Consider the following 17,204-nt stretch of genomic DNA (forward strand, 5'->3'; position numbering starts at 1 on the left):
AAATACCGAACCTCCAGATCAGCGACCTGGGTTGTTGCGGCAGGGTCCGGACCACTCGATGCGGGTGCTCAGTGGTGGGCATGTACGACGGCGTGGCCCTTGCCACGGCCGATCATCCACTTGTTGATCGGGGTGGTGACCAGGAAGGCGACCGCGAACCCGCCCAGCAGTGCCGACCAGAACAGCCCGTCGGACAGGTGGGCGTCCATCGCGCCCGGAGTGAGGGCGATGATGGCGTTGTCGACGAACTCCATCACCGCGATCGAGACGGTGTCGGCGGCCAGCGCGACCTTGATCGCGGACTTGAGGTCCAGTGTGGCCCGCACCAAGGCCGTCTCACAATCGCCAAGTTATACCCCTGCGGGGTATGTGGTCCAAGCGTCGAGCCAGAGCGGGCACCCCCGCACCGTGGGTCGAGTTCCGCGCAGGACAGCTACACCAGGGGCTCTGGCCTGCTATGACGCAAGCCAGAGCCCCCGCGCGGGTGCCGTCAGTCCTTAGTCCTTGCCGAGGAGCTTGTTCATCTCCTCGATCTCGGCGTTCTGAGCGGTGATGATGTCGTCGGCCATCTTCGTGGCCGGCCCGTACTGGCCCTTCTCCTTCTCGGTGGTGGCCATCTCCACGGCGCCCTCGTGATGCTCGACCATCAGGGTCAGGAACTTCGTGTCGAAGTCCTTGCCGGACGCCTTCATCAGCTCGTCCATGTCCTTCTGGTCCATCATCCCGGGCATGCCGCCGTGGGCGGAGTGGTCCATGCCGGGCATGGCGGAGGGCACGTCCTCACTCCAGGACTTCAGCCAACCGGTCATCGTCTTGATCTCCGGGTCCTGAGCCTTCTCGATGCGGGACGCCAGGTCCTTGACCTCGGCGGAAGACGCCTGATCGGCGGCCATCGCGGCCATCTCAATGGCCTGCTGGTGGTGAGGGATCATGCCCTGCGCGAAGGACACGTCCTGGTCGTTGTGGGCGTCGGCGGGGGCGTCGGCGGTGTTCTCGGCGCCTGCCGAGGCCGACGTCTGCGTGTCGGCGCCAGATCCGGAACCGGAGCCGTCGTCGCTGCCGCATGCAGCGAGGACGAAGGCGGCGGCAACGGCCGTCGCGGCGAGCGCGGCACGACGGACGAGGGAACGGGTGTTGGTCATGCGTGAACTCCTGCGGTGTCGCGAGGAAGAGTGCGCCGGTGGCGCGGGACATGGCTGAGGGCCGTACGCCCGACGGCCGCGACACATGCGGCAGCGGCGGATACGGCCGGGCCTTGTCCTAGATCCGCAGAAGTTGCAGCTCGGCAAGTGAGGGAGGCGCGCGACCGCCCTCTGGTTCGGCAGCCATTGACCGAAGGCCGCCGACTGACGGCCCTGCCTGACCGGCCGGGTCGGGCATCAGTACGGGAAGAGCCGGTCCCGCGCCGACGGCGCCGGAGGCGCACGCCGGATCGGCATGCTGCGTATGACCGTTGCCGTGACCGTCGCCATGGCAGACGGATTCGGCGCTCAGGCTCGCCATCGCCATGTCCGCATGCGTGGTGGCGTGGGAGTGATGGCCCCCGACGGCGGTCGCCCCACCCGGGGCGAGGCCATGCATGCCGAACAGCCCGGCCAGCAGCCCGAGCACCAGCAGCGTCGGCCACCACCTCAGTGGCGATGGCGCGCGGCAGAGCTGTGCACGGGCTGTCACGGCGCTCATGCTACGAGAACCGGCCGGGGCGCCGGGCACCGGTCTGCAAACGTCACCAATCGAGGTCTTTGTGCCCCTCCGGCGGAACGCCCACATCCGCGAAGATGTCCAGCGCCTGCTGCCTCATGAGTTCAACGGCAGCGCCGTCGGTCTTGTCGGTCTTATGGAGGGCGCGGGCGAGTGCCACGAGGGTGCGGGCTTCGCCGAGTCGGTGGCCGGTCTCACGGTGTACGGCCAGTGCCTCACGGCCGAGGGTGACGGCTGTGGCGTACGCCGACTCGGACATCGCTGTGCCGCACAGGACGGTCAGGGCCTGGCCCTCCACCACGCGGAAGCCGTACTCACGTGCCAGGTTCAGCGCCTGCTCGGCGTGGCGGCGGGCATCCTCGTGGTGGCCGAACTGCTGGTGCGTGCGGGACAACCCGAGGATGCTGTCCGCCTCGGGGCGTCTGAATCTCGCCTTCCGGGCCAGGGCGAGGGCTTGTGTATCAGCCTGGAGGGAGCGGTCGAAGTGGGCCAGATTCCGGTGGGCAGCCGCGACCGTGTTGAGGATGCCGGACTGGATCCAGGGCCGTCCTACGTTCTTGACCATGGCAAAGGCACGCTCAGCCTGTATCAGCGCCTCCTCGCGGCGGCCGAGCTCGATATTGATCTTCGCGACGGCGTCGAGCATCATTGCGCGGCCATCGCGGTATCCGCCGCGCTCGTCAGCTACCTGGGGACCGAGGACCTCAAGAACGTCGGTCAGGCGGCCGAGTTCCCAGTACACCCAGCCCAGATTCTGCAGAGCCAGGCTGTCGTCGTTCCAGCCGATCTCCTCATTTCGCCTGATGGCCAGTTCGAGGTGATCAGCAGCCTCGGGCAGCCGGCCCAGATCCCGGCAGGTCACACCGAGGCCGACCAACCCCAGCGCTTCAAAGTGACGATTTCCGGCTTCACGGGTGATCCGCAGGCCGGTGGTGATGTGCTCGTGCGCACTGTCGAGGCGCGCCTTGATCCATTCCACGAGGCCGATGCCGCCGAGAGCCGCTGCCTCGCCTGTCGCCCAACCGAGCTCCCGACTGATGTCCAGTACGCGCGCATGGTGATCCATCGCTTGCCTGGCGTGCCCCCGGTCGAACCGAGCCAGCCCGAGGCTGCTGTGCATGGCTGCCTGACCGAACAGGTCACTTTCGGCCATGGCCGCGTCCAGCGCCGTCTCCGCGATGGCCTGCCACGTCGCCCGCGGCAGATGGAGGTAGAAGTAGCCGAGCAGTGCGGCGGTCAGATGCCAGGCGACGGGGCGGGGACCGTGGCGGCCGGCATGGTTGATGACGGCGAGCAGATTCGCCCGCTCCGCCTCCAGCCACTGTTCGGCTTCGATGGCGGATGGAATGCCCGACTGACCGCCCTCGGGGCGGAGGCCGGGGGGCAGCTCCGGGAAGATCCAAGTCCCCGCGGCGGCCCGAGTGGCATGCAAGTACCAGATCAGAACACGTTCCAACGCGGCGTCACGATCCGCCGCCGCCTCCTCCACCTGCGCACACTCCCGCGCATACTCCCGAAGAAGATCATGGAACCGATAACGGCCCACCATCACCGGTTCGACCAGGTGGGCGGCGGCCAACCCACCGAGCAGACGTCGGGCCTGCGGCAGTGGTACGCCCAGGAGGGCCGCCGCGACCTCGGCGGTGAACTCCGGCCCGGGAAACAGGCCGAGCAGCCGGAACAGCCGGCGTGCGGCAGGGGCCAGAACGCGGTACGACGCCGAAAAGGCCGTCCGCAAGGGGGAGTTCTCGTCGCCGTCCGGCTCCAGCGCCTGAAGCCGGTTGCCCTCAGACATCTCGGTGACCAGGTCCGCCAGTCGCAAGCCCGGATCGCCCGCCAGCCGGGCCGCGGCCACGCGCAGCGCCAGCGGAAGGCTGCCGCACAGCCGGATCAGTTCGTCGGCCGCGTGCGGTTCGGCGGACAGCCGGACCGTGCCGAGGGCCTCGCTCAGCAGGGCGCGGGCCTCGGCCGGCTGGAGAAGGTCCAACGGCAGCGCGTGCGCACCGTCGCGGGCCACGAGATCGCCCAGCCGGTTACGACTGGTGACGACGACGCAGCAGGACGGGCTGCCCGGGAGCAGTGGCCGGACCTGCTCCGCCGCGGCCGCGTTGTCTAGCAGGACGAGCAGGCGCCGTTCGGCCAGCATGGTCCGGTACACGCGTGCCTGCGCCTCGTCGTTCGCGGGGATCTCCGATGCCGCGAGTCCCAGGCCGCGCAGCAGTAGCTCAAGGGCTTCGCCGGGCTTGAGCGGTTGCCGGTCGTGGTCGAATCCGTGCAGGTTCACGTACAGCTGGCCGTCCGGGAAGCGGTCGCGCACCTGGTGTGCCCAGTGCACCGCCAGCGCGGTCTTGCCGATGCCGGCGGCGCCGCCGATGGCGGAGATGACCACCGTGTTCGCCGGCCCCGGGCCGGGCTCGGGCGGGAGCAAGGCGTGCAGCCTGGCGAGTTCCTCGGTACGGCCGGCGAATCCCGCGGCGTCGTGGGGCAGTTCGGCCGGTGGGGGCGGGGCGGGCGGCGCGCTGTCGCGTGGCGGGTGGCCGGACCGGTGACTGGACCGCCCCGGTGACCCCGCTCGCATCGGCGGCGCTGCCGCTGGCGCGTTATTGCGGAGTACGAGCTGGGAGAGCGTCTGCTCGGGAGGAGCCGCCGGAGCGAGGAGGCAGGTGTCGTCCTGGCGCAGCACCGCCTCGTACACCCGGCGGAGCTCCTCACCGGGATCGACTCCGAGTTCGTCACGCAGGCGTACGCGCATGTCCTGGTAGGCGTTGAGCGCTTCGGCCTGACGTTCGCAGCCGTACAGAGCCCGCATACGCAAGGCCAGCAGCGACTCGTCATACGGATCGGACGCGGACAGCGCGGCGAGGTCGTCCAGGGCGTCGGCGAACCGGCCGAGCAGCACCAGCGACTCGAGCCTCTCCAGCCGGAGCGTTCGCCGCCGCTCCAGCAGCCGCTCCCGCTCGGCCTGCGCGAACGGTCCCGGCAGGTTGGCCAAGGGCTCGCCCCGGAACAGTGCGAGCGCTCCGGACAACTGGTCCGTCGCGGTGGCCAGGTCGCCGAACGCCTTGGTACGCAGCGCCTCGTCGCCCCGCTCGGTCAGGTCCGCCACATCGAGCCGGACGTCGTCGGCGACGAAGCGGTACCAGCCCTTGCCGCTGCGGATCACCGAGTCCGTATGCCGGGTGCCCTCGGCGTCGAGTGCCCTGCGCAGCGGGTTGACGTGACTGGCCAGCACCTTGTGGCCGGATGCGGGTGGCTCCGATCCCCACACCCCGTCGAGCAGTTGCTCATGGCTCACCACAGCTCCCTGCCGGAGCAGCAGCGCGGCCAGCACGGCCTGCCGCTTGAGAGGCCCCAGATCCAGGGGCGTTCCGCCCCGCCAGGCCCGTAACGGTCCGAGCACGTCGATCCGAAGCCGCTGAGGACTTCCCCCAGTTCCCCCGTCCACCGCGAAGCCTCCGCTCCCGTACATCACCGGAAATTCATCAGCATTGCAGCACCCCCGGCCATGGTGACGGACACGACATCGCACAACCCGCACAACTGAAGGGGGCCCAGTGACCGAAGTGGAGCTGGTGGCCACTGCGTTGGCCGCAGGGGCGGCGCCCGGACTCACGGACTCCGGGCGCGGAGCCGTCCACGATCTCTACGCCGCGCTGAGAGAGGCGGTCCGCCGACGGCTGGCCGCGAGCGGCGGCAACGGCGTGGGGGTGGGCGGCGGCTACGGCGTACGGGTGCTGGACGCGTACGAGACGGACCCCGACGTATGGCGGACCCGGCTGCTCCAGGTCCTGACGGCCTCCGGGGTGGAGACGGACGAGGAATGCCTCGCGGCGGCCCGCGCCGTGCTGCGCGCGGAGCGCCGGATCGGGCGCATCACTGTGGACGCGTACGGCGCCAAGGGGGTGCCGGGGACGGCACCACACTGCACAAAACGGGCGGCTCATGACGCAGTGGCAGCGAGGGGGTCGTGCCGCCGCGCCCCCGGTGGGCGGAGGCAGCCGCTCACCGCGCCGCCATCGCCTTCATGTACATCTGTTACGTCTGCTACATTCATGACATGAGTGATCCGGTGGTCGAATCCATGGCCGAGGTCCGCAGCCACCTCGCTGACGTCATCGATCGCGCTCGCCGGGAGGAAACCCCGACGATCATCACCCGGCGCGGTAAGCAGGAAGCCGTCGTGATCGACATCCAGGAGTACCAGCGCCTGCGCGAGATCGCGGAGAACGCCGAGGAGGCGTGGCTCAACCAGTTGGCCGACGAAGCCGAGTCCGAGGGCACGGAGGGGTCGGTCTCGCTCGAAGAGATGGCCGCCTTGCTGCGCGCCCACCAGGGCTGACCCCATGGGGTACGTCACACGCTTCACGCCACACGCCCAGCGCGACATGCTCAAGATCCCGCGCCCGGACGCCCTGCGGATCATGTACCGCCTCACCGAGCTCCAGAAGGCGATGGACGGGGGCGAGACCGCAGCGTTCGACATCAAGGCTCTTCAGGGGCACAGCTCCCGTTGGCGGCTCCGGGTCGGCGACTACCGCGTCGTCTACACCGTCGAGGACGGTCAGCTGATCGTGTGGGTCCTGGCCGTCGGCAACCGCCGGGACGTCTACCGCCAGGTTCCGTAGGGCTCTGTGACGAAGGCTGGCGTCGACTTTCCTCCGTTCACACCTTCTTGACGACGATCGTGTCCGGAACCAGCCTCTCCAGGTCGTCGACGTCCGAGGTGAAGACGGTGACCTGTCCCTTCTGCTGGCGCGCGATGACGGCGAGTACGGCGTCGATCGCGTACTTGTGGCCGTGCAACTTGGCGTCTGCCAGGAGCCGGCGGGCCTGGCGGGCCTCGTCCTTCCCGATGTCGACGACCTGGAGCCGGGACAGTACCCAGTCCCAGCGCTGTTCGGTCGTTCTGCCGTCGTACGCCTCGACCAGTGTCATCGGGGACGTCACCACCTCGGCTTCGCCTCGCGCCGCGAGGTCGAGCCAGGCGATCATCTTCCGGTCGCCGCGCACGGCCAGGGACAGGGCTTCACAGTCCAGCACGAAGACGCGGAGCGGCCGCTGCCCGTACTCACCGGCCCGCTTCTTCACGCGGCCTCTCCGGCGTTGTGCTTTGCGGTGGCGCGGCGCCGCTCGTGTTCGGCGTCGAGCTCCTCCAACTCGTCGAGGGCTGTCGCACGCTCGTCCTCAGTGACATGGCCGTGTTCTTCCTGCAGCCAGTCGACCAGTTCCAGGAGTCGGTCCCGGTCGCGCTTGAAGCGCAGCGCCTCGGCGACGTACGCCGACAGGCCCCGCTCTGCCGCGTCCGCGCGGATCTCATCCAGGAGATCCTCGGGAATCGTCACCGTCACCTTCTTCGTCGCCATACAACAGACCATACTCCTGGTATCGCACCGCTTACCAGAGAATTCGGCGATCAGGCCGCCGTGACGGGTCGTGGGCTGCCGTGGAAGACCTGGCTGGTGTGCCAGGAACGGTGGGTCGCCGCGATGGGACGGGCGCCCGGTTGAGGGCCGATGAGCGGGCGGCCCGCGAGCGCGATGACGTGCTCGCGGGCGGCGGGGCTGCGGCCGACGAACTGCTGCGAGACCAGAATGTGGTGGCCTCCCCCACTCTCGGCTCCTCCCCCACTCTCGGCTTCGCTCGAGCGGGGGGACCCCCATCCGATGCCGAGGACACCCTTGTCGAAGAGCTTGTGGTGCAGCGAGCACAGGCACAGTCCGTTGTCGACGTCGTCCGGGCCGTCGAACGCCCACCAGCGCACATGCGCGGCCTCCAGCCCGACCGGAACCGCTCCGATCCTGCCGTCGTAGCCGCAGAAGGCGCACTGATACTCGTACGCCGTCAGGACCAACTCCCGCATACGCGGATCCCGCCGCCTCCTCACAGCCGCGAGCTGTTCGGTCTCCGCCGGCTCCAGCTCCAGGCCGACGGACTCGCACAGTTCACTGTGGAGCGAGGGCGGGAAGTTCAGGTCGAGCAGGACCCGCGCCATCCGGCCGAGCAGCGACGGCTCCCGTCTCAGCGCCACCCGCAGTTCCGGCACCAGCCTCCCGGCGGCACCCGTGGCTCGCAGCTCCCGCACCCCGCTGCCGGGGCTGCCCGGTCCGCGATCGGTACGTACCTCCCACATCCCGTCGCTCACCAGGTGGTGGAACGGGTAGGCCGGCGTCGTCTTGTTGGGCGGACCGTACTCGGCCAGCAGTTGCCGCAGGTCATTCTCCACCGCGCTGTACTGCAGCTCGCCGTCGCCGGACTGCTGGAACCGGCCGAGGGCGTACAGGAACAGCAACGGCTTGTGCGGAGCGCGTGCCCCGCTTCTGCTCCACTGCCTTAGCTTCGCGGTGCGCTCCAGCCAGTCCATGGCCGGTGATCGTAGTGCGATGCGTCGAACTCCTGCCCGTTCGAGGGCTGTTCCAGGTCAGGGGACATCCGTGTTCCGACGTCCGGAACTGTTCGCGCGGGGTGTCGGCTGAAGGGCTCCCAGGACCCAGGGCATATGCTTTCTGCGGGTGACGATGAGCACCCGTACGCCGTCGTCCTCGCACTCCAGGACCAGGGACCGCAGGGCGTTTCCGGCGCGCGCCGGATCCGTCCAGTAGGGCGGGCGGACGCGGATAGGAGTCAGGGTGGGCGGCACCTGCCGGCGCTCGGCGGCGCCTGTTCGGTCAGGGGTCGCCGCCAGACGGGCGGGGCCGGCCACCAGATATCCCTTGCGGGATGTGCCGGATGCGTACGGGATCTCGCCCAGGATCCGGCCCGGGAAGACCTGCTCCGCGGCAGGCACGGCCGGTGTCACGGCAATGGTGTCGTCACCGCGTCGGCGCCACCACAGAACCAGCGCGGCCACCGAACAGGCGGCCACGACCACCAGGGCGCACACCCCGACGAGCCGGAATGCCGCCGCGGGGCTGTCGGTGGGCCACGGCGCGAACGCCCCGACCGCGGTGAGGCAGAACCCACCCGTGATCGGGACACCGGCCTGCCATCCGGCGGTCCTGGGCGGGCCACCGGAAAGCCGGGCGTTCCAGTACCAGAGCCACAGGTAGAGCAGCCCCTGGAAACCGACGGCGAGGCCCCAGGCGCAGAAGAGTTTGTAGTCGCCGCGCGGGTCCGCGGTCGTGTACCGCCGCCCGGAATCGAAGTCGACGTACCGGATCTGCCCCCGCCAGTACGTGACCTCCACGCGCGCTTTCGCCCGCGCGACCGGGTGCTCCTGTGCACTGCCCGTGATACGGGTCCGGCTGGACGTCCCGTCGGCCTCGGTGACGTACAGCCAGTACGAGGACGTCTTCCGTCCCGTTTCCTCCTCGGTCCGCTCGATGCGCGCCGCGACAGTCCACAGACAGTCGCCGCCACGGCGATCCGCCTCGCCGTTGCCGGACGTGCAGCCGGTCGCGGCCCGGAAAGCCCGCTCGTCGTCGAGCGCACCGTCCATGCTGACCAGCAACAACCACGCCGCCACCAGCACACCCACGGAGCCGATCACCGCGGCGGCCCGGGTCACCGCACGGTTCCTTGGGAGCGGACTGTCAGTCTTCGCCAGAGTCACGCGAGCATTCTTCGGTGCTGACGGCAGAACAAGACACGGGCGATACGCGCACTCTCCGCGCCCTTCTTGTTGCCGGGAACCGGCATTTGACGACGTTCGTCTGGTGCTGACGTCGTCGAGACCAGGCACACCGAAGACCCCGGCCGCTGAGCGGTCCGGGGTCTTCGTTTCGCCTGTTCAAACGGCTGCGGAGGATAGGAGATTCGAACTCGTGAGGGCTTGCCTCCCACACGCTTTCCAAGTCTGTTGGTCGGGTGGTGGGCTGTGTGCAGGGGCGTTCACCTGCGTTCATGGGTGGCTGGCCAGCGGGCCGGGCCTGGCTTGCGGTCTCGCCTGAACGCCCGTGAACGGAACGGCAGGTGTTGGGCGGTGCGTCACGCATCAGGCTTCAGCCTCCGCACAACACCGGCCACTCCACTGCGTCGAGCGTCAACTCCAACGACTCCGTCGGGGCGGTCCAGTGCTCAGCCGGCGCCCCAGAAGGCGTCCTCGGCCTGCTGGTCGGCGGAGAACAGCCACACCTCCGCGATCTTGTCGCCCTCGACCCTCAGCACGTCGACCCCGTCCATCGACATCTCATTGCCGGCGCGCTTGGCCGAGAAGTGGATGGGGATCGCGACCAGCGCGCCGTTGACCATGGCGTCGCCGGTCAGTCGCAGTTCGAATGTCCCCTCGGTGGCGGCCATCTGGGCGGCGAACATCTCGCCCACCGCGGCCCCGCCGCTGTAGGTGCCGGAGACCGCGTTGTCGCCGGGCTGGTGCCACACGATGTCGTCCGCGAACAGCCCCGCGACAGCGGCGAAGTCCTTGGCGGACACCGCGTCGACGTAGCGGCGGGCGACGGCGAGCGTGTTGGACTCCATGGTGACTCTCTCCTTCGTCGAGTTCTTGCTGCTGGAGCCCTATACTCACCATCGGTAACCAGTCACCTCAACGTAACTAATGGACCGGTGTGACACATGCCACAGCACCCGGATTTCAACGTGATGACCGCGACCTGCCCCTCCCGTACGTCGCTGGCCCGCATCGCCAACAAGTGGACCGCCATGGTCGTCATCGCACTCAGCAGCGGCAGGATGCGCTTCCGCGACCTGCGCACCACCGTCGACGGCATCAGCGCCAAGGTCCTCACCGACATCCTGCGGGACCTTGAACGCGACGGCCTCGTCACTCGCCACGTCTACGCCGAGGTGCCGCCCCGGGTCGAGTACGAGCTGACCCCCCTGGGACGCACGCTGCACATGCCCTTGGAGGCACTGGGCCGCTGGGCTGAGGAGTACATCGAAGAGGTGCTCGCAGCGCGTGAGGAGTACGACGCCCGCCGCTGATCCCTCAAGGAAAGGACCGGAAGAGAAGGCCGGCCCCGGACAGGCCAGTAGCCGTTGATGGCTCGCGCTCTCAGCTTGGGAAGCTGCGATCATTTGGGGCTGGTTCGGTCGTTGAGCTGGTCGAATGGCTGGGCTGACGCCTCGTCGGGCAGGCCCGCTTTCACCGTGATTCCCCGCTGTTCCCCGCTCGATCTGGTGCACCTGTGGTGCGCCCTGCCGAACGCACGGTGTCAGGAGACTGTCTGTGACTTCGTCCTTCGCCGACGTCGGCGCCACCGCTCCGACAGCTCCCCGGCCGCGACCGAGACGACGGCCAGTCCGGCGCACATCGGCCAGCTCACGAGGTCGTTGATGAGTAGCCCGACGAGGCGGAACGCCACTGTCGTCAGGCCCCACCAGACAACAAACCAGGCTGCCGCCTTGATCCACCTGCTCCTGCCACTCACGGGCCCAAGGTAGCTGACCCATAGGGGCCGACGGTGTGCGTCTGGATGGCCTCGATCACTGTGCTGCGACTCAGCTACACCGGCTGGGAGTTCGACGCAGTGGCGGTGTGCGAGGGGTACGAAGAGCACAAGTCGGGCCGTCCATGTGGTGTGTGTGCTGGTGTTGGTGACTGACACTGTGCAGGGCTCTGAGCGGAGCAGAGCTCTTCTCGTCTTGATGCGGCCGTCGTACAGCCAGTCCCAGGCCTCTTCGGATGCTGCTGGGTCCAGCGCTGAGGTGATGGTGCGGAGCGCTACCGCGATCCAGCGGTCTGCCTGGGCAGCGGAGTACGCATCGAACGACGCGAGAAAGGCGGGCCGTCTCCATGCTCCAGGGCGAGGGGCTCGTGCATGCCGAGCACGGGAAAGGCGTGTTCGTACGGCCGCGCCCGCCCGTGCGGCGACTGGCCTCCGACCGGTTCGCCCGGCGCCACCGCGAAGAGGGCAAGTCCGCGTTCCTCGTAGAGGCCGACACCGCCGGCAGTCACCCGGAGGTCGACAGCCTGGAGGTCAAGGAAGAGAAGGCCGACCAGGACATCTCCACCCGGCTCGGCTCCGTGCGGCGCGTGCTGGCCCGTCGGCGCCGGTATCTGCTCGACGGGCGTCCGGTGGAGTTCGCTACCTCGTATCTCCCGCTCGACATCGCGCGGAACACCCCGATCGCCGAGCCGAACCCCGGGCCGGGCGGCATCTACGCCCGCCTTGAGGAACTGGGTCACCGCCTCGATCACTTCGAGGAGGAGATCCGGGCCCGGATGCCCTCACCCGCCGAGGTCAAGACGCTCCGGCTGGCGCCCGGTGTGCCGGTGATCCATCTGATCCGTACCGCGTACGACACCGAGGGGCGGGCCGTGGAGGTCTGCGACACGGTGATGGCGGCGGACGCGTACGTGCTGTCGTACCAGCTACCGGCGACGTGACCCGGGAGCCGCCGAAGGCCGACTGAGACGGAAGCCGACTGAGGCGGACAACGTTCCTGCGAGGCCCTGACCGTCAAGGGCCTTGCTCTTCGTGGCGACCTCTTCGTGGCGACCCTCTGGACGATTCCGCGGCCGGGGCACTGCTGACACGGCATCCACCGTTCCACCCGGCGCCGAGCCGCAGGATACGGCGATAATGGCTTACGTCCTGGGAGCGGCGGCCCGAGGTGAGCGGACCGCGGACCGCAGACCGGTGGACCTCCGCGAGAGCGAGATGAGCGATCATGGACCAGCGCATCGCCGCCGACCGGGCGACGCGCCCGCTCGGAGATGTGGTCGGCGAGGCGCTCACGGCGCGCGTCACCGTCGATGAAGGCGGCGCGGTGACCGGGTGGAACGCGGGGGCCGAGCAGTTGCTCGGGTACTCGGCGGCACAGATCCTGGGACGACCGGCGGCCGATCTGCTGGCGGAAGCGATCCCCGCGGAGGACCTGCCACCTTTCGCGGACCTGCCGAGATGGCACGGGAAGGTCTCTGTCCGGCACCGCGACGGCCGACGCCTCGAGATCAAGGTCCTGGCGCACCACAGGACACCGGAGACCGGCACCCGCGAGTGGTTCCTGGTCTCCCCACTGACCGGGCAGAAGCCCCTGCCGGATGACGAAGCCCTCGTGAGCTGGAGCTTCGCCCAGTCCCCTTGCTGCGCGCTGGCGCTCTACGACACCAGGCTCCGGCTGCGGCGGGCCAACGAGGACATGGAACGGTCCGTGGCCCTCACAGAGGACGACATGCGCGGACTGCGCGTCAACGAGATCGTGGACAACCCGGCCGGTGAGCTGGCGGAACAGAGCATGACGCGGGTACTGGAGACCGGTGAGCCGCAGTACGACGAGAACTTTCTGCGCGCCCCCGGTGAGACGCGCGAGCACGCCTGGTCGCTCTTCACGTCGCCGCTGCGGGACGAGGCGGGCGAGGTGCGCGGTGTCTGTCTCTCTGCCCACGACATGACGGAACAGCACTGGGCACGCAAGCGGCTCCAGCTGATCTCCGAAGCGGGCCGGCGCATCGGCAGCACCCTCGATGTGATGCGTACGGCGCAGGAGCTGACGGACGTGATGGTCCCGGAACTCGCCGACTTCGCCAGCGTCGACCTCCTGACCTCCCTCGACGATCTGCATGAGCCGCCCCCGGAAGGCGTGACGACGGTCGGCCCTGTCCTGCTGCGGCGTGTCGCCCACCAGTCCCTGACTCCGGGCGTCCCGGAGTCGGTCGTCGCCCTGGGCGACGTGGACGAGTACCCGGAGGGTTCCGCACCGGTCGAGAGTCTCCGGTCGGGACGGGCCACGCTGCGCGAGATGACCGACGCCGAGATCGCCAAGGTGACCGCCCGCGACCCGGTCCGGGCCGCCCGGGTCCGCGAACTCGGGATCCACTCGGTGATGACGGTGCCCTTGTCGGCACGCGGTAGCACTCTGGGCGTCGCCGTCTTCGTGCGCCACCGGCATCCCGAGATCTTCCAGCGGGACGACCTGGTGCTGGCCGAGGAGCTGGTGGCCCGGGCGGCGGTCTGCATCGACAACGCCCGCCGCTATACCCGCGAACGCGGTACGGCGGTGATGCTGCAGCGCAGCCTGCTGCCGCAGCGGCTGCCCGAGCAGGCGGCGGTGCAGGTCGCCTCCCGCTACCTCCCGGCCGGCGCGCACGCAGGCGTGGGCGGCGACTGGTTCGACGTGATCCCGCTGTCCGGGGCGCGGGTGGCACTGGTCGTCGGCGACATCGTCGGCCACGGCCTCCACGCCTCCGCGACCATGGGCCGCCTGCGTACGGCCGTACGCACCCTCGCCGACATCGACCTGCCCCCCGACGAACTGCTCACCCACCTCGACGACCTGGTCGCCCGCCTCTCCACCGAGCTGGAGAGCGCCCAGCCGGCCGGCCGATACCCGGAGACCGGCGGCGAGGTCGGCGCGACCTGCCTGTACGCCGTGTACGACCCGATCTCCCGCCGCTGCTCACTCGCCCGGGCGGGACATCCGGTACCGCTCGTGGTGAGCCCCGACGGCACCGCCGAACTCGTCGACCTCCCGGCGGGCCCTCCGCTGGGCCTGGGCGGCCTGCCCTTCGAGGCGGCCGAGATCGACCTGGCCGAGGGCAGCCTGCTTGCCCTCTACACCGACGGCCTGGTCGAATCCCGTGACCGCGACATCGACGACGGCGTCCACCGGCTCGGCCAACTGCTCACCCGGCAGGCGCCCTCCCTGGATGCCCTGTGCGACACGGTGCTCGCCGATCTCCTGCCCCAGCGCCCGGCCGACGACGTCGCGCTTCTCCTCGCCCGCACCCGCGCACTCGACGCCTCCCAGGTCGCCACCTGGGACGTACCGGCCGACCCCTCCGCCGTCGCCCAGACCCGCAAGGACGCGGTGGCACAGGTCGAGGCCTGGGGGCTGGACGACGCCGCCTTCGTCACCGAGCTGGTCGTCAGCGAACTCGTGACGAACGCCATCCGCCACGCCGAGCCCCCTATCCAACTCCGCCTGATCCACGAGAACACCCTCATCTGCGAGGTCTCCGACGGCGGCAGCACGGCTCCCCACCTCCGCCGCGCCCGCACGTACGACGAGGGAGGCCGCGGCCTCCTCCTCGTCGCCCAGCTGACCCAGCACTGGGGCACCCGCCAGACCACCAAGGGCAAGACCATCTGGGCGGAACAGACCCTTGAGCCGACCCCGCCCGGCCACTCCCCCTGAACCCTGAACCCCTTCTGGACCCTGAACCCCGAACCGGAAACGCATCACATCGCACCGGGAAGGCTCATGCCCGAGCTGCCAGACGTCGAGGGATTCCGCCTGAATCCACCGACGGAACCTGGCCCACGCGGTCTTCGTCCAGGTCAGCGGGCAGAGCAAGCTGCTCTGCGCCTTCATCTCCCAGGTGAAGGCGGGGTTGCCCTCAACACGCTTTCCAAATGTAAATGTATGTCTGGGAGTTCAGGAGCGATCAGGAGCGTTCTGACCTGCGGCAGAGTGGGGCTGGGGGTAGGTGGCGGACGGCGCTGGACGGGGGTGAATGCAACCAGAACTTCAACCAGCGGGGCCGGTCCCTGCTCACGCACTCCGCCAAGCGCCGAGCAATTCCTCGGGGCCGTACACCGCCTGGAGCCCGGAACAGCTGATCCCGTTGCGGGAGACCGCCACGAGTGGAACGGGCTCGTCGGTGATTGCCGCCCGGTGCTTCTGCAGCGCGGCCAGATCGTGGCTGTCGAACGCGGAAGTCTCCAGCCACTTGACCGAGCCGAGGAAGAGCAACTGTTTGGCCACCGGCTGCCGGTCGGCGCCCACCAAGTCGATTTCGACGTCGTTGCTGCGGGTCCAGTACCCACCGATCGCCGGGGCGGCAGGCAGGAGCCCGTCCGGCAGGAGACGGGCAAGGGATTCCCGGACCAACGGTTCGATCGCCCGGCCCCGCCAGCTCGTCCACTGCTCCTTGATCCGGGCCAGAGTGAGATCTCCCCGCATCCGCTCGATCTCCGCCATGTGCGGATCCAGAAACGCGAGCCAGAACCGCAGGTAAGGGTCGGCCACCCGGTAGCGGCGTTCCTTCGACGGCCGCAGTGAGAGTGGCAACTCGGCTGCCACCACCCGTTTTTCGGTCAGGACAGCCGTGGCTCGGGTGAGAGTGGTGTGGGCGATGCCGCCGGCGGCGCGCGCGATGTTGGTGAACGTTCGCTCCCCGCTTCCGATGGCCCGCAGCACTTCCCGGCTCATCGCCTGCGATGGGAACTCAGCAGCCAGTGAGCGCTCGGCGGAGACCAGCAGCGCCGAGATCGGGTTGTCCAGCGAGTCGCGGAGGAACTCCCAGACATCCGCTCCGGCCCGCCACTCCGCGCAGATCAGCGGGAGACCGCCTGTGATGAGGGCGGCGTCGAAGGCGGCCGCCGGCGACAGGTCGAGCATCTCGCCGATGTCGGCCGGGTTCAGCGGCCCCACGACCATTTCCCGGCCGCGCTGATGGAAGGGGCGGTGGTAGCTGTTCAGCGCCTCCATCATCGACAGGTCGGATCCGACCAGGAGGAGGAGTACCGGCTTGCGGCTGAGCAGCCGGTCCCATGCCCGCTGGAGCATGCCCTCGAAGGCGTCGATCCGGTCCATGAGATACGGAACCTCGTCTATGACGACCACGCTCGGGCTGTCATCGGGCAGGATCTCCGCGAGCAGCCTGAATGCCGCATTCCACTGCTCCGGGGTCTCCTCCGCAAAAAGTTCCCGCTCCGGCAGCGTGGACCTGGCGACGGCGTCGAGCAACTCTGTCAGTTCGTCCTCCGCCGTGCCGCCCGCCGCGGTGAAGAAGAGGTTCGGCACCTCGGTACGCCGGAGGAACTCCTCGACGAGGCTGGACTTGCCGACCCGCCGCCTTCCCCGCATGAGGATGCACTGGCCCGGCTTCGCTGACCCGACGGCATCGCGAACCGCCTGCAAGGCGTTGCCGAGCACGTTCAGCTCGCGGTCCCGCCCGATGAAACGACGCATGGCAAGCTTCCCGCAGAAGATGGTATCGATAGAGATACTATCTCGATCGATACCATCTTCCCTCTCATTCGGGCACGCTCATGACGCTGTGGATGCGGGAAAGGGTGAAGACCCGTTCAGCGTCCCTGAGGTGGCACCAGGCTTCGAGGTAGGGCGGGTCGAGCATGAGGCGGCTCAGGGTACGCACGGTCCGGTTGCCCGAGGTGGCGACGTACTCGACGGTGATGGCCTGACCAGCATCGATGGCGTGGGCGAGCTGGCGGACGTCGCCGTACGGCAGGCGCTTCGCCCACCCTGCGACGATCTCCTCGGTGTCTGTGGCGAAGGGCACTCCTCCGTCGAACGGCGCCGGAGTCGGACTACGTGTTCACCAAGCCGCTGGGTGGCCCGCTGAGCCCGAACACGGACTATCACGACTGGAAGCGACTGCTGGAAGACGCGGGGGTTCGGAACGCTCGGCTTCACGACGCCCGGCACACGGCCGCCGCCGTGCTCATGCTGCCCGGTGCCCTGGCCCGCGTCATTGATCAGATCATGGGGTGGGAGCCGGGTACCTCCGCAAGCATGCGGGCGCGGTACCTCCATGTGCCGGACGCCATGCTCAAGGACGTGGCCCGGAAGATCGCCGATGCCATCTGGGGACCTCCGGACACACCCCCTGTGGACAAAAACCAGGACAACGAGGGCTGAGA

The 17,204-nt window shown here is 69.0% G+C and carries 16 protein-coding genes and 4 pseudogenes; 7 read left to right on the top strand and 13 right to left on the bottom strand.

Annotated elements, in window-relative coordinates:
* Positions 1 to 68: 68 nt before the first annotated feature.
* The 4 genes and pseudogenes from ACYVO6_RS31350 to ACYVO6_RS31365 all read right to left on the bottom strand — a co-directional run.
* A pseudogene (locus ACYVO6_RS31350) lies at positions 69 to 332 on the bottom strand (DUF4396 domain-containing protein); the annotation flags it as partial.
* A 165-nt stretch (positions 333 to 497) separates the two neighbouring features.
* The gene (locus ACYVO6_RS31355; protein WP_461067071.1) at positions 498 to 1,142 is read right to left on the bottom strand and encodes a DUF305 domain-containing protein; all 645 of its coding nucleotides are present in this window, start codon (positions 1,140 to 1,142) and stop codon (positions 498 to 500) included.
* Positions 1,143 to 1,260: 118 nt separating this feature from the next.
* Positions 1,261 to 1,674, bottom strand: coding sequence for a DUF6153 family protein (locus ACYVO6_RS31360; RefSeq protein ID WP_461067073.1), 414 nt, complete (start codon positions 1,672 to 1,674; stop codon positions 1,261 to 1,263).
* A 52-nt stretch (positions 1,675 to 1,726) separates the two neighbouring features.
* A complete protein-coding gene (locus ACYVO6_RS31365) occupies positions 1,727 to 5,170 on the bottom strand; it encodes an AfsR/SARP family transcriptional regulator (RefSeq protein ID WP_461067075.1) in 3,444 nt (1,147 codons plus the stop codon).
* A gap of 85 nt (positions 5,171 to 5,255) precedes the next feature.
* Here ACYVO6_RS31365 and ACYVO6_RS31370 point away from each other — a divergent pair, with 85 nt between their 5' ends.
* From ACYVO6_RS31370 to ACYVO6_RS31380, 3 genes are read left to right on the top strand one after another with little or no spacing between them, the layout of a single operon-like run.
* Complete coding sequence (locus tag ACYVO6_RS31370) at positions 5,256 to 5,762, top strand: hypothetical protein (protein WP_461067077.1); 507 nt, start codon at positions 5,256 to 5,258, stop codon at positions 5,760 to 5,762.
* The gene (locus tag ACYVO6_RS31375; RefSeq protein WP_257542965.1) at positions 5,759 to 6,040 is read left to right on the top strand and encodes a type II toxin-antitoxin system Phd/YefM family antitoxin; all 282 of its coding nucleotides are present in this window, start codon (positions 5,759 to 5,761) and stop codon (positions 6,038 to 6,040) included. Before ACYVO6_RS31370 ends, ACYVO6_RS31375 begins: the two co-directional genes overlap by 4 nt.
* Before the next feature lie 4 nt (positions 6,041 to 6,044).
* Complete coding sequence (locus tag ACYVO6_RS31380) at positions 6,045 to 6,326, top strand: type II toxin-antitoxin system RelE family toxin (protein WP_461067078.1); 282 nt, start codon at positions 6,045 to 6,047, stop codon at positions 6,324 to 6,326.
* A gap of 37 nt (positions 6,327 to 6,363) precedes the next feature.
* On the opposite strand, the gene ACYVO6_RS31385 is transcribed toward ACYVO6_RS31380, so the two are convergent.
* From ACYVO6_RS31385 to ACYVO6_RS31405, 5 genes are all read right to left on the bottom strand, one after another.
* Complete coding sequence (locus ACYVO6_RS31385) at positions 6,364 to 6,789, bottom strand: type II toxin-antitoxin system VapC family toxin (RefSeq protein WP_461067079.1); 426 nt, start codon at positions 6,787 to 6,789, stop codon at positions 6,364 to 6,366.
* The gene (locus ACYVO6_RS31390; protein ID WP_461067080.1) at positions 6,786 to 7,064 is read right to left on the bottom strand and encodes a CopG family transcriptional regulator; all 279 of its coding nucleotides are present in this window, start codon (positions 7,062 to 7,064) and stop codon (positions 6,786 to 6,788) included. The genes ACYVO6_RS31385 and ACYVO6_RS31390 overlap by 4 nt, the downstream gene beginning before the upstream one ends.
* 50 nt (positions 7,065 to 7,114) lie before the next feature.
* Entirely contained in the window at positions 7,115 to 8,062 is a 948-nt protein-coding gene (locus ACYVO6_RS31395) for a phosphorothioated DNA-binding restriction endonuclease (protein WP_461067081.1), read from the bottom strand.
* Between the two features lie 57 nt (positions 8,063 to 8,119).
* Positions 8,120 to 9,205 carry a hypothetical protein gene (locus ACYVO6_RS31400; protein WP_461067082.1) on the bottom strand — a complete coding sequence of 362 codons (1,086 nt, stop codon included), beginning with the start codon at positions 9,203 to 9,205 and terminating at the stop codon, positions 8,120 to 8,122.
* 509 nt (positions 9,206 to 9,714) lie between these two features.
* Positions 9,715 to 10,113 (bottom strand): nuclear transport factor 2 family protein, encoded by a 399-nt coding sequence (locus ACYVO6_RS31405; protein WP_461067083.1) that lies wholly within the window; start codon positions 10,111 to 10,113, stop codon positions 9,715 to 9,717.
* A 96-nt stretch (positions 10,114 to 10,209) separates the two neighbouring features.
* Between ACYVO6_RS31405 and ACYVO6_RS31410 the strand changes: the two genes are divergently transcribed.
* Positions 10,210 to 10,578: a winged helix-turn-helix transcriptional regulator gene (locus tag ACYVO6_RS31410; protein ID WP_461067085.1), complete on the top strand. Its 369-nt coding sequence runs from the start codon at positions 10,210 to 10,212 to the stop codon at positions 10,576 to 10,578.
* A 230-nt stretch (positions 10,579 to 10,808) separates the two neighbouring features.
* On the opposite strand, the gene ACYVO6_RS31415 is transcribed toward ACYVO6_RS31410, so the two are convergent.
* Both ACYVO6_RS31415 and ACYVO6_RS31420 read right to left on the bottom strand, forming a co-directional pair.
* A complete protein-coding gene (locus tag ACYVO6_RS31415) occupies positions 10,809 to 11,024 on the bottom strand; it encodes a hypothetical protein (RefSeq protein ID WP_461067087.1) in 216 nt (71 codons plus the stop codon).
* Between the two features lie 81 nt (positions 11,025 to 11,105).
* Positions 11,106 to 11,381 (bottom strand): annotated as a pseudogene (locus tag ACYVO6_RS31420) (hypothetical protein); the annotation flags it as partial.
* A 2-nt stretch (positions 11,382 to 11,383) separates the two neighbouring features.
* Here ACYVO6_RS31420 and ACYVO6_RS31425 point away from each other — a divergent pair.
* Together ACYVO6_RS31425 and ACYVO6_RS31430 are read left to right on the top strand one after the other, a co-directional pair.
* Positions 11,384 to 11,983, top strand: a pseudogene (locus ACYVO6_RS31425) (GntR family transcriptional regulator); the annotation flags it as partial.
* Between the two features lie 284 nt (positions 11,984 to 12,267).
* Positions 12,268 to 14,733 (top strand): SpoIIE family protein phosphatase, encoded by a 2,466-nt coding sequence (locus ACYVO6_RS31430; protein ID WP_461067089.1) that lies wholly within the window; start codon positions 12,268 to 12,270, stop codon positions 14,731 to 14,733.
* 357 nt (positions 14,734 to 15,090) lie between these two features.
* Here ACYVO6_RS31430 and ACYVO6_RS31435 read toward each other — a convergent pair whose 3' ends face one another.
* On the bottom strand, positions 15,091 to 16,512 hold the full coding sequence (locus ACYVO6_RS31435) for an ATP-binding protein (protein ID WP_461067091.1): 1,422 nt from the start codon (positions 16,510 to 16,512) through the stop codon (positions 15,091 to 15,093).
* 64 nt (positions 16,513 to 16,576) lie between these two features.
* Complete coding sequence (locus ACYVO6_RS31440) at positions 16,577 to 16,843, bottom strand: WYL domain-containing protein (RefSeq protein WP_461067093.1); 267 nt, start codon at positions 16,841 to 16,843, stop codon at positions 16,577 to 16,579.
* 20 nt (positions 16,844 to 16,863) lie between these two features.
* Between ACYVO6_RS31440 and ACYVO6_RS31445 the strand changes: the two are divergent.
* A pseudogene (locus tag ACYVO6_RS31445) lies at positions 16,864 to 17,202 on the top strand (tyrosine-type recombinase/integrase); the annotation flags it as partial.
* Positions 17,203 to 17,204: the final 2 nt, after the last annotated feature.

It is taken from the genome of Streptomyces pseudoechinosporeus (assembly GCF_054783935.1).

Excerpts from the sequence above, each read along its gene's own strand:
- ACYVO6_RS31355 (WP_461067071.1), bottom strand. The coding sequence starts at position 1,142 with ATGACCAACACCCGTTCCCTCGTCCGTCGTGCCGCGCTCGCCGCGACG.
- ACYVO6_RS31365 (WP_461067075.1), bottom strand. The coding sequence starts at position 5,170 with ATGTACGGGAGCGGAGGCTTCGCGGTGGACGGGGGAACTGGGGGAAGT.
- ACYVO6_RS31375 (WP_257542965.1), top strand. The coding sequence starts at position 5,759 with ATGAGTGATCCGGTGGTCGAATCCATGGCCGAGGTCCGCAGCCACCTC.
- ACYVO6_RS31380 (WP_461067078.1), top strand. The coding sequence starts at position 6,045 with ATGGGGTACGTCACACGCTTCACGCCACACGCCCAGCGCGACATGCTC.
- ACYVO6_RS31390 (WP_461067080.1), bottom strand. The coding sequence starts at position 7,064 with ATGGCGACGAAGAAGGTGACGGTGACGATTCCCGAGGATCTCCTGGAT.
- ACYVO6_RS31395 (WP_461067081.1), bottom strand. The coding sequence starts at position 8,062 with ATGGACTGGCTGGAGCGCACCGCGAAGCTAAGGCAGTGGAGCAGAAGC.
- ACYVO6_RS31405 (WP_461067083.1), bottom strand. The coding sequence starts at position 10,113 with ATGGAGTCCAACACGCTCGCCGTCGCCCGCCGCTACGTCGACGCGGTG.
- ACYVO6_RS31410 (WP_461067085.1), top strand. The coding sequence starts at position 10,210 with ATGCCACAGCACCCGGATTTCAACGTGATGACCGCGACCTGCCCCTCC.
- ACYVO6_RS31430 (WP_461067089.1), top strand. The coding sequence starts at position 12,268 with ATGGACCAGCGCATCGCCGCCGACCGGGCGACGCGCCCGCTCGGAGAT.
- ACYVO6_RS31435 (WP_461067091.1), bottom strand. The coding sequence starts at position 16,512 with ATGCGTCGTTTCATCGGGCGGGACCGCGAGCTGAACGTGCTCGGCAAC.